Consider the following 11,014-nt stretch of genomic DNA (forward strand, 5'->3'; position numbering starts at 1 on the left):
AGATTTGTATACTAATTTAAAATAAAAATAACTGTATGCAGGTAAATAAAATCATTTTAGTCTTTTCTATTATGGTAAATTTAATTGTAAATGGTCAAAATCGTATTGAAATGCAAAAAGCAGAATACTTCTTTAAACATAAAAAATACTATGAATCCATGGTTATTTTAAAAGAATATTTAGTAAAATATCCTGATGATATTTATGCTAATTGGCTGGGAGGTCAGGTAGCCTATGAATTAGGAAATGTTAAACTCTCCAAAGCCTTATACAGAAAAGCAATAGCTAATAAGTTAGATGATAGGGAACTAAGATTCAATTTTGCACAAACTTTATATAATTCAGCTAGTTTACAAGAAGCAGAATCAGAATTAAATTATCTCTTAAAATCTGATATTAAAGATTTTATCTATACAGAAGCAAATCTGATGTTAGGATATATAAATTTATGGAGAAATGACTTTGATAAAACTAAAATCTACATAAAAAAAATTAAAGAATTTGAGCTTGAAAATAAAGCTGTAAAAGAATTAGAAAAACAACTCCAAATTTCATCAAAGCCATATCTGAAAATTAATTTTGACTATACCTCAGATAACCAGGTTTTAACAACATATTCTGAATTAGTAGAAGCAGGCATTCATAAAAATAAATATTTTAACCCCAAATTACGCGTTGAAAATCAAAATTTTAGTACCGATAAGCAAGTAGCTACCATTAGAATCGGAAATACATTTTATGTTGATAAATCCAGATTTATTATATATTCTGATTTAGGAATTTCCCAACATTTTTCAGAATCTACAGGCTGGCTGGGTGAATTAAACATTAAAAGGAAAATAGGCAGACATTTAAATTTAGCAGCCGCAGTTAGCAGGTTGCCTTACACATATACCTTACGAAGTACACAAAATCAAGTATTTGAGAATATTTTATCAGGATCTGTAGAATACGAAAATAAACAGATATTTTCAATAAAAGCAATTTATCAACTTAAATTTTATAAAGATAATTATATAAACAGTTGGGGAGGCTGGGTTTTAAGCAGGCCAATTAACATAAATAAAATTCAGATAAAAGCAGGATATGGTTTCAGTTTTTCTGATTCTAAAACTATATTATATTATCCACAAACAACTTCAAATTTAATCAACAGCTGGGGGGAAGTAAAAGGAATATATGACCCTTACTTTACTCCTAAACAACAAATTACTCATTCAATATTAGGTGTTATAAGCGTTTCTTTAACTCCCAGCTTTATATTGGATATATCCGGAAACTATGCATTTAAAGCCCAAAATGAAAGCCCGGTTGTTTTTGGTGGTGTTAATGCCGAAGGTCAATATGTTTTTCAGAGATATTATTATACAGATAAAAATCTGCCTTTTAGTTTAAAAGCCGGATTAAATTATAAAATTTCTGAAAATACAGTACTAAGTGGAAATTATCAATATCAGGAAAACTCATTTTATAGTCAGGATAAAGCTGGTATAACATTTTATTATAGATTTTAAATATATGAGAACCTCATTGCATAACGATTTGTGGAAAAGTAAAAACGCTAAAAACGTTAGTAAATTTAGTCGGTTTATTTTACTGGTGCTAACCCTTACGGGAATATTGCTGATGATTAATTTGGGTGAATGGTGGTTTACCGAGTTTCATGTTGCTTATACATTTTTATTTGTAATATTAAGCACTTTTTTCTGGTATGAAATGATTCGAATCATACTTATCTGGATAAATTATTTACGGATAAATAAACCAGTAATAGTACCTGAACCTAAAGAAGGATTGTCTGTTGCGGTTTTCACTACGAGTGCTCCTGGTGAACCAATTTCAATGTTTGAAAATACGTTCAAAGCATTACAAAACCTAGAATATCCACATACCACATACTTATTGGATAGTACACAGGACGAAAACTTCAAGATTCTTGCTGAAAAATACAAGATAGTATTTATGGATTTATCTAATATTCCAGGAGCCAAAGCAGGAAAGGTTAATGAGGCTCTAATAAGAACTCACGAAGAATTCATTTTAATATTAGATCCTGATCATATAGTTTTTTCAAATTTTTTAAACCAGACCCTTGGATTTTTTGAAGATGATAATGTAGGATTTGTTCAGGTTAGTCAAGGATATTATAATCAATATCGTTCTTTTGTGGCAAAAGGAGCAGCAGAGCAAACCTATACATTTTATGGACCTACACAGATGGGCTTTTTTGGCTACGGAGGGGCAGTGGCCATAGGTGCAAATTGTACGTTTAGGCGTAAAGCTCTGGAGAGTATCGGAGGACATGCTCAGGGACTGGCGGAAGATTTACAGACGTCCCTGCGAATTCATGCTCAAGGTTGGAAATCTGTATACAACCCGGTGATTGTTAGCAGAGGATTAGTTCCGGAAGATTTTGGTTCGTTTTGCAAACAGCAATTAAAATGGGCACGAGGTGTTTTTGAAGTTCTATTTGAAGACTTACCTCAAGTTGCCGGTAAATTTACTTTTTGGCAGAGAGTATCGTATTTTTCAATCGGAACTTATTATTTCTGTGGACTTACAACCTTTTTCTTTATACTGGTTCCACTGCTTTATTTCTTCGCATATATTATTCCGGCTAATATGGTTTTTTCTGAATTTCTTGTGAAATTTATACCCATACTAGCTATAGCCATCATAATTTATGCATTTGCGCAGAAATATTTATGCGATCCCGTTACTGAACGAGGGTTTCATTGGAGAGGAATGATTCTTAAATATGCTTGTTGGCCAGTATTTACGTATGCTTTCCTTTTAGCTTTGCTTAATAAGAAAATTCCTTACATACCAACAGCTAAAACAGCACAAAATCAATTTTTTACCCCTTTTGTTAAACCCCTGTTTCTATACTGCATTTTTTTTATACTTGGAGTTACCCTTATTTACATTGGCAGAAGATATTATTTACCGGAAAGCGAACTCTATCTAACTATACAGGAAACCTGGGGAATGGTCGCGTTCTCTTTTATTGCATTCCTTCAATCAATTTTAGGAATTATGGCTGCGTTGGAAGCAATTTTTCTAAAAGAAGATAATCCTTGGGAGAAAATCAATATTACTAACAATAAAATCGAAATAATATGAAAACTTTAATTCTTGCAGGTGGTTTTGGAACCAGACTAAGTGAAGAAACAGATTTAAAACCTAAACCTATGATTCAAATAGGAGCCTATCCGATTCTTTGGCATATAATGAAAATTTATTCCAGGTATGGATTTGATGATTTTGTTATCTTATTAGGTTACAAAGGAAATGTAATCAAGGAATATTTTGTGAATTATTTTATGTATAACAGTGATATAACCATAGATGTGTTTAATAATCAGGTAGATATATTAAATAATAAATGTGAGAAATGGAAAATTACTTTATTAGATACAGGGTTAAACTCAATGACAGGAGGTAGAATCCTACAAGCAAAAGATACGGTTGGAGATGAACCATTTATGCTTACTTATGGTGATGGGGTAGGTGATGTTAATATCAAAGATTTATTAGCATTTCACAACAGTCATGGAGGAGCTTTGACGATGACTACCGTACAGCCCGAAGGTCGTTTTGGTGGCGTTGATTTTGAATCAGAAAAAGGAAATGTTAAAAGTTTTGTAGAAAAGCCTATAGGCGATGGGGGATGGATTAATGCAGGATTCTTTGTATGTGAACCTAAAATTTTCGATTACATAACTGATGGTCCATCAACGATATGGGAAAAAGAACCGTTAGAAAAATTAGCAGAAGACGGTGAGCTTTATGCCTATAAACATAAAGGATTTTGGAAACCAATGGATACACTTAGAGATAATAAGCAGTTAAATGAAATGTGGCAAAATAAACAAGCAGCATGGAAAATATGGTAAATTATAAGTCACTTTTCGGAGGAGTTTATAAAGGTAAAAAGGTACTGGTTACTGGACATAGCGGATTTAAAGGATCCTGGCTTGTCCTGTGGCTGCAAAAAATGGGCGCAGATGTCTACGGATTTTCACTTTCACCAGAATTTGAAAATGCTCATGTAAATTTGTTGAATCTTTCAATAAACGAGCATATTGGAGATATAAGAAATTTCGAAGTTCTCAAAAAGTATATTAAAGAAATTCAGCCAGAGCTGGTTTTTCATCTAGCAGCGCAAGCTTTAGTAAGAGAATCATATGTCCATGTTGTTGACACATTTTCGACTAATGTAATGGGGACTTTACACCTTTTGGAAGCCTGTAGGCAGGTTAGTTCAGTTAAAGGTATTATTAATGTTACGAGCGATAAATGTTACGAGAATAAAGAATGGATATGGGGATACCGGGAAAATGATCCGATGGGGGGATATGATCCTTATAGTGCATCTAAAGGCTGTGCAGAATTAGTAACCTCTTCCTACAGAAATTCTTTTTTTAAAAATTCAGAATACAAAAAGAAACATGAGGTTTTGTTGGCTAGTGCAAGAGCCGGAAATGTAATTGGAGGAGGAGATTGGGCACATGACCGATTAATACCGGATATGGTTAAAGGGGTTATGCAGAATGAACAGGTTAAAATTAGAAATCCTAAAGCAACCCGTCCCTGGCAACATGTCCTGGAGCCATTGAGTGGATATTTGACTTTGGGGTGGAGGCTATTATTAGAAGACGATAGCTTTGCCGAAGGATGGAATCTGGGGCCTGAAAGTAAAAGTAATCTGTCAGTAGAAGATCTGATCTTTTTGTGTAAGAAAGAGTGGAACTCAATTAATGTTCAGTACAATGAAAATTTAGCAGATCACCATGAAGCTAATTTGTTAATGCTGGATTGTTCAAAAGCTAATAAAATTATGAAATGGTATCCGGTTTGGGAAATAAAAAAAACTATTAATAAAACTGTAGGATGGTATAAAGATTATTATTTAAAAGGAAAGATTAACACTGAAGAAGATTTACAAGATTATATTACTGATGCGCATAAAAATAATATTATATGGACATAATGAGCCTTAAAGGAAAGAAAATATTGGTTACCGGTGGTAACGGATATTTAGGAAAACATTTAGTTTCAAAATTACTGCAAGAAGAGTCCGAAATATTTATTTTTTCTTTACAAGACAACAATGCTAGTAACCATTTCAAAGTAGATATTTCAGATTATAAACAAGTGGAAGAAGCATTAGGATGCTTAAATCCTGATATAATTTATCATTTGGCTGCCAATATAGACAGAAACAGGGATTTTGGTCAATATGAAGCTATAGTAGAATGCAACTTAAACGGAACATATAATCTTTTGAAAGCTTTGAAGAACGGTACCTATCAAAATTTTATATTTACTTCAAGTAGTGAAGTTTATGGCGATTTTAATTCTCCTTTTATAGAAGAACAAGCTGTTTATCCAGCTTCTCCTTACTCTTTAAGCAAAGTATATGCAGAAAATTTGATCCGTACCTTCAGTACTATTCACGATAAAAATTATACTATTTTGAGGATTTTTAATTTTTTCGGAAATGATATGCCGGAGAATTTTTTTATACCACAACTCATTAACACATTAAAAAGAAATGAAGATTTTCTGATGACAGAAGGAGAACAGATACGAGACTTTCTTTATGTTGAAGATGTGGTTCAGGCTTTACTAAAATGTTCATTAAACAAAGATGCATATCGTGAAACATTTAATGTTTGCAGCGGAAATGGAGTTTCTTTAAAAAGTTTGGCTCAACTGGTCACTGATAAAATATCCACCCAAGGAAACGTTCGGTTTGGAGCAATTCCCTACAGGGAAAATGAAATTTGGGAAATGGTGGGTAGTAATGCAAAAATCAAGAACAAATTAGGGTTTTCAATAAAATTCAGTTTGGAAAATGCCCTTGAAGAGTGCTTAAAAAATTACTAATGATGAAAAATTTTCTAAAAAAAATAAGTCGTATTTTATATTTTAGCCTTGCGCTGGTTATAGCCTTTTGTTTAACATATGCTATATCATCTATCAGTGAAAAATCAAAAGGTCCCTTCACCACTTTATTCGATAGAGTAGAGGAAGCAATTAATGGAGTTGAACATCAGATTATTCTCAATAAAAGGGAGAAACATCGAAATAGTGAATTTAAGTGGTTTGCTAAATATAAAAATGATAAACAAAAATTAATAAAACCTAAATTTATATTGTTAGGAGCTTCAGATGCAAGTAGTAAAAATTCATTTGAAAATATAATAAACTTAGAAGATTCGTTAAAGATTAGCTTTCCATTAATACACATCTTTTCTGCCTGGGGAAGTAAACCAGAGCAGCAGTTTCCTGAAGCATCGGTAAAAGCTATATACGAGCTAGGATCTATCCCTGTCATAACCTGGGAACCTTGGATTAGTGATTTTGATGAAAAAGCATATAATTTGAAACCTTTAAAGGAAAGACAAGATCGTTCCATGCTGGATGTTTCTGAAGGAGTGTACGATAGCTACGTAAAAGAATGGGCAATAAAAGCAAAAAAGTTTGGTCATCCGGTGTATATAAGATTTGGTCATGAAATGAATGATCCTTACCGTTATCCTTGGGGGCCGATGGGGAAAAATCGCCCATCTGATTATATAAAGGCATGGCAGCATATTCATAAAGTTTTTTCACAACAGCAAGCAGATAATATTATCTGGGTTTGGAGTCCACATGTTGCCTATACCCATATTGATAACTATTATCCTGGAGATGCCTATGTAGACATCGTCTCAACGGGAATACTCAATTACGGAACGGTAGCTATATGGAGTAAATGGTGGTCTTTTGATGAACTTTTTGGTAATCATTATGAAGAGCTGGATAAGTTTAAAAAGCCGATAATGATTTCAGAATTCGGATCACTCGAAGATGGAGGAGACAGAGCACATTGGTTTGCTGATGCCCTTCATAGACTTCCAGAAAAATATCCTTCAGTAACATCTATCATTTTTTACCATTATCCGGAAGATCATACTGTGACAAACAGGATTGTTAACTGGCAAATTAAAAAAGATTCAGAAGCATTAAAAGCAATAAAAAAAGAATTTAAAGATATATTGAAATTTAATTTAGAAGAAAAAAAATACTGATGGATTAAATGATTATAAATCAAATACTGATCGTCTCTTTGTTTTTATATTATCTTTTAACCAGAGGAAAAAAGCGCCAATTAAATATATCGCAAAAATACCTCCTAATGTAATAAAAGATAGATATATAAATAACAATCTGAGTTTTGATGCTCTTATTCCGAATTTTTCAGAAACACGGGAAATTACTTCAAAACCATTAGCTTCTAAAAAAGTTCTCAATTTTTCAATCATAATTGAGGAATAGTTTAATTTTAACAAATCTATAAAATACTCAGTTTCAAAGCAAATAAAATTAACAAGGTGTTTTAAAATTAATTCTTAATCCTTATCTAATGTATAAGCTATTAAACGTTGAATTTCCGGAATTCTTTTTTCAGATTTTAAAGTCAAAGTGTTATAAGGATTCTTCGGAAAGACTACGGATGTTATTGAGGTTTCTCCTTTATTCACAAATAACTCGACAGAAGCCTTATCAAGAAATAGATTAATTGTAATTATTTCTTGTGTTGCAAATGGTGCGTGAATGGTAGTTATAAAGTCTGAACTGAAATTAGTAATTCCGCTTTTAGAACGATCCATATATATACGGTTTTCATTTATAAGGAAAAAATAAATAATATTTTCTCCCAGGTCGTTGGAAAGTGAAATTTCAAATTTTGATGAGGTTTGTAACTTTAAGACTAGCTCTATCTCTACACACCCCTGAGAATCTTTAGGTAATTGGTAGGAAACTGAGGGCTGAGTAATATTTTTTAATTCATACTCTGTAACTGATTTTCTTAATTTTTTAACAGCATGAATAGGATATGATGCAATAGCTAAATGAATGCCATTATTAAATAACCTTAAATTTCGAGGCAGGGTCATTGCGTTTTTAAAATTCACCGAAGGAACCAGATTTGCATATTCCCAGTTACTCATCCATCCGATAAACAATATTTCCTCATTCAGAGTATTATTCCAGCATACACCTGCATAATTATCTTTGCCATAATCCAGCCACAAAGGATAGGGAAGATCTAAAGGCGTAAACTTATTCCCATCAAAATTTCCAAGAAAATATTGAGTTGCACTTCCTCCGTTAGGACCTCCCGGGTTAATGCTCACAAGAAGCACCCAAAAAACTCTATCTTCAAAAAGTAAAGGAAACAAATCAGGGCATTCCCAAACGCCATCATGAGCACCTACATCTTGTCCGAATTCACTCAACTTAGACCAGGTTTTTAGATCAGTGGAACTATAAAAACGTATAGCTTGACTGGTTGCTAAAGACATAATCCATCGTTTGCTGGCCTTATGCCAGAAAACTTTAGGGTCTCTGAAATCAACCAAAGAAGAATCTGAAAGTACAGGATTATTAGAATATTTACTAAATGATTTACCATTATCTAAACTAAAGGCTAAATTTTGGGTTTGAATTTCTCCGCTATTTGTATATATAGCAATTAAGGCATTATTACCAAAACCTGCCGTATTATTGACATCAACTACAGCACTTCCAGAAAAAATAGTTCCCCTCTCATCGGGAGAAAGTCCTTCAGGTAAATGTTCCCAGTTAAGTAAATCTTGGCTTACAGCATGCCCCCAGGTCATATTCCCCCAGGTGGTTCCAAACGGATTAAATTGATAAAAAAGATGATAGTATCCTTCGTAATAAACCATCCCATTGGGATCATTTGCCCATCCGTAATATGGAGAAAAGTGATATCGTGGGCGATAAGGCTCATCATAATTAAAATCGAAGTTGTTAGCGGTAGTTATTTTTAAATGACTGGAATATTGTTCATTAATTTCATTTAATAGGATCGATATTTTGTGACCGGTAAATCTTTCTATGTTTACCGGAATCCAATAGTCAACCTGCGTTAAGGCTAAACGTGCACTTAAAGGAAAAATAATTTGGTTACCATCAATTTCAAAATAAATTTTTATTTCGGGAGCACTATTTTCAATAGGTAGTAAGAGAAATTTATCAGAAGTATTTATGTCTATTGTATGTATCATATACTTTTTTAGTGTTTTTTCTATGAATCATCAAAATATGTTCCTCTTTTAATCGATTTTAAAAATTTAAATAAAAAAATAATAAAGTAATATTAAAAAGAGCCCCGGAATTTTCCGGGGCTCTTTTATGAGCTTATATAGCTGTTTTTTTATGTAAATTAAAATTTAACTAGTACACCTCCCATAATCTGAGCACCTAAAACTTTATAACCCTGAAATCTCTCATAATTTTTACTAAACAGATTATTTCCGTTAATAAAAACAGAGAATTGGTCAATAATTTGATAAGACGCAGATAAATTCAAATCAACATAGTTATCAAGTGAAATAATTCCTTCATAATAATTAGAAGTTGTAGGATCGTAATAGTAATAATTACTTTTTCTGTCTCCTACTAAAAATAGTTTAGCATTAAGTCTAAGTTTATCTCCTAAAGTTTTATAGCCTCCATCAATACCTATCTTTATTCTGGGAAGATGATAAGCTTCTTTTAAGTTTTCCATATCGTAATGGTTAAATTCACCGTCAAGTCCCAGATATAGATCTCCATTTAAAAAATATTGCATAGAACCTCTAATCGTGAAGATGTTTCCGTCGTCATAGATAGCACTGAATGTATTAAGCCTGTTGTAAGCTTTCAGAGATGTAGCAGTCACATCATAAGGAGAGCGAACGTAAACTAAAAAGTTTTCAACTTTACTGAATGAAGTTTCAGCTTCATATTTAAAATTTTCACCAACATCCCCTTTGATTCCGGTATATATTTTATATAAAGTATTGGTCGGTCGCAATGTTTGATTAGATAACAAATAAGGATTACTTTGAGATAACTCAGCCATATTATTAAGTTTAAGTCCTCCATCTATACCTGCATAAAATTTTAACTCTTTAAATGCATGAAAAAGAAATTCAGCCTTTGGGTGGAAAAAGAATTTGGTATTGTTGCTTTCCAACTCACCATTATAGGCAATGTTTCCACCAATTTTAAGGTAGGAACCCTGACTGAAAATTCTCAGTACAGGAGAAAATCCTGCAGTTAAGTAGGAATATTTATTTTCAGTATCCAGTCCAAAACGTGTGTTAGTATAGTTAAATAAGACATCGGCTTCTACAGCAAAATTTAATCCGGGAAGCATTAAAGACGCACTTTCGTCACTTTTTGCCAGCTTAGCCTTTATATCAACAAAGCTCTCTTTCGAACCGAATTTATCCCACCAGTATCCTGTTTGTAAAGATGCCTTATCCAGATAGTTGTTAGAGTATAGGTCATAATCGGATTTAAATGTAATTTTATTTGTATTTTGTTTTAAATCCATGTCTGGAGTAGCAAACAACTCAGGGATATTGAGTCCATAATAATTGGAGCCATTGTATAGATAGTTTCCAGCTAAATGTAATTTTCCTGTTTTTAACTTTAATTCATAAAATGCTTCGGCATCAATGGTCGAGGAAGATGTTTTCCAATCATATTTATTTTTGGGTCCATCAGTTGACAATGCGGAAAATTTAATACCTACTCTGTTATTATCTATAGGATAACTGACGTAAGCATCTGCAAGGAGGGTATTACGATTTCCATATCCGATTTTCGCATAATTATCATAATATGTTTCTTTGAAGTCCGTATTAAGAGGTTGTGGAGGGAGTTGTGAGGTTTGAAACTCAGAAGCTGCGGGTACATCAACAATTGAATACTGAAGTGTATCAACTGGTTTATCATCTGTTTTTTCGGAAGGAGGGTATCTCTCCGGATTAGTTTTTTTCTTTTGAATATTTTTAACATTCACTTCCGGTTGTTTCTTTTTTCCTACATTTAGTACTTCTTCTTTTATTTGTGAAAAAAATACTAAAGGAGAGACCAGAAATGAAAGAGTGAATAGTGTTTTATAATGAGTATTCATAAAATTACGTTCTAAGATGAATCAAGT

Annotated in this window: 9 protein-coding genes; 6 read left to right on the forward strand and 3 right to left on the reverse strand. The window is 32.6% G+C overall.

Annotated features, from left to right (window positions below):
• Positions 1 to 35 precede the first annotated feature (35 nt).
• From EQ921_RS02285 to EQ921_RS02310, 6 genes are read left to right on the forward strand one after another with little or no spacing between them, the layout of a single operon-like run.
• Positions 36 to 1,514, forward strand: coding sequence for a M48 family metallopeptidase (locus tag EQ921_RS02285; protein ID WP_128330404.1), 1,479 nt, complete (start codon positions 36 to 38; stop codon positions 1,512 to 1,514).
• A gap of 4 nt (positions 1,515 to 1,518) precedes the next feature.
• Positions 1,519 to 3,123, forward strand: a complete 1,605-nt coding sequence (locus EQ921_RS02290; protein WP_128330405.1) for a glycosyltransferase family 2 protein — start codon at positions 1,519 to 1,521, stop codon at positions 3,121 to 3,123.
• Positions 3,120 to 3,896: a glucose-1-phosphate cytidylyltransferase gene (rfbF, locus tag EQ921_RS02295; protein WP_128150808.1), complete on the forward strand. Its 777-nt coding sequence runs from the start codon at positions 3,120 to 3,122 to the stop codon at positions 3,894 to 3,896. The genes EQ921_RS02290 and rfbF overlap by 4 nt, the downstream gene beginning before the upstream one ends.
• Positions 3,881 to 4,993 (forward strand): CDP-glucose 4,6-dehydratase, encoded by a 1,113-nt coding sequence (gene rfbG, locus EQ921_RS02300; RefSeq protein WP_128150810.1) that lies wholly within the window; start codon positions 3,881 to 3,883, stop codon positions 4,991 to 4,993. Before rfbF ends, rfbG begins: the two co-directional genes overlap by 16 nt.
• Positions 4,984 to 5,892: an NAD(P)-dependent oxidoreductase gene (locus EQ921_RS02305; protein ID WP_128330406.1), complete on the forward strand. Its 909-nt coding sequence runs from the start codon at positions 4,984 to 4,986 to the stop codon at positions 5,890 to 5,892. Before rfbG ends, EQ921_RS02305 begins: the two co-directional genes overlap by 10 nt.
• Positions 5,892 to 7,079, forward strand: coding sequence for a glycoside hydrolase family 26 protein (locus EQ921_RS02310; RefSeq protein WP_128330407.1), 1,188 nt, complete (start codon positions 5,892 to 5,894; stop codon positions 7,077 to 7,079). The genes EQ921_RS02305 and EQ921_RS02310 overlap by 1 nt, the downstream gene beginning before the upstream one ends.
• A gap of 12 nt (positions 7,080 to 7,091) precedes the next feature.
• Here the strand turns inward: EQ921_RS02310 and EQ921_RS02315 are convergent, their stop codons facing one another.
• The 3 genes from EQ921_RS02315 to EQ921_RS02325 all read right to left on the reverse strand — a co-directional run bounded on the left by EQ921_RS02315 (position 7,092) and on the right by EQ921_RS02325 (position 10,987).
• Positions 7,092 to 7,313: a PspC family transcriptional regulator gene (locus EQ921_RS02315; protein ID WP_128150816.1), complete on the reverse strand. Its 222-nt coding sequence runs from the start codon at positions 7,311 to 7,313 to the stop codon at positions 7,092 to 7,094.
• A gap of 87 nt (positions 7,314 to 7,400) precedes the next feature.
• Positions 7,401 to 9,086 (reverse strand): GH32 C-terminal domain-containing protein, encoded by a 1,686-nt coding sequence (locus EQ921_RS02320; RefSeq protein ID WP_128330408.1) that lies wholly within the window; start codon positions 9,084 to 9,086, stop codon positions 7,401 to 7,403.
• A gap of 158 nt (positions 9,087 to 9,244) precedes the next feature.
• Positions 9,245 to 10,987: a hypothetical protein gene (locus tag EQ921_RS02325; protein ID WP_128150820.1), complete on the reverse strand. Its 1,743-nt coding sequence runs from the start codon at positions 10,985 to 10,987 to the stop codon at positions 9,245 to 9,247.
• Positions 10,988 to 11,014: the final 27 nt, after the last annotated feature.

This window comes from Apibacter sp. HY039 (assembly GCF_004023655.1).
Lineage (GTDB): Bacteria > Bacteroidota > Bacteroidia > Flavobacteriales > Weeksellaceae > Apibacter > Apibacter raozihei.

Excerpts from the sequence above, each read along its gene's own strand:
- EQ921_RS02285 (WP_128330404.1), top strand. The coding sequence starts at position 36 with ATGCAGGTAAATAAAATCATTTTAGTCTTTTCTATTATGGTAAATTTA.
- EQ921_RS02310 (WP_128330407.1), top strand. The coding sequence starts at position 5,892 with ATGATGAAAAATTTTCTAAAAAAAATAAGTCGTATTTTATATTTTAGC.
- EQ921_RS02325 (WP_128150820.1), bottom strand. The coding sequence starts at position 10,987 with ATGAATACTCATTATAAAACACTATTCACTCTTTCATTTCTGGTCTCT.
- EQ921_RS02290 (WP_128330405.1), top strand. The coding sequence starts at position 1,519 with ATGAGAACCTCATTGCATAACGATTTGTGGAAAAGTAAAAACGCTAAA.
- rfbG (WP_128150810.1), top strand. The coding sequence starts at position 3,881 with ATGGAAAATATGGTAAATTATAAGTCACTTTTCGGAGGAGTTTATAAA.
- EQ921_RS02305 (WP_128330406.1), top strand. The coding sequence starts at position 4,984 with ATGGACATAATGAGCCTTAAAGGAAAGAAAATATTGGTTACCGGTGGT.
- EQ921_RS02320 (WP_128330408.1), bottom strand. The coding sequence starts at position 9,086 with ATGATACATACAATAGACATAAATACTTCTGATAAATTTCTCTTACTA.
- EQ921_RS02315 (WP_128150816.1), bottom strand. The coding sequence starts at position 7,313 with ATGATTGAAAAATTGAGAACTTTTTTAGAAGCTAATGGTTTTGAAGTA.
- rfbF (WP_128150808.1), top strand. The coding sequence starts at position 3,120 with ATGAAAACTTTAATTCTTGCAGGTGGTTTTGGAACCAGACTAAGTGAA.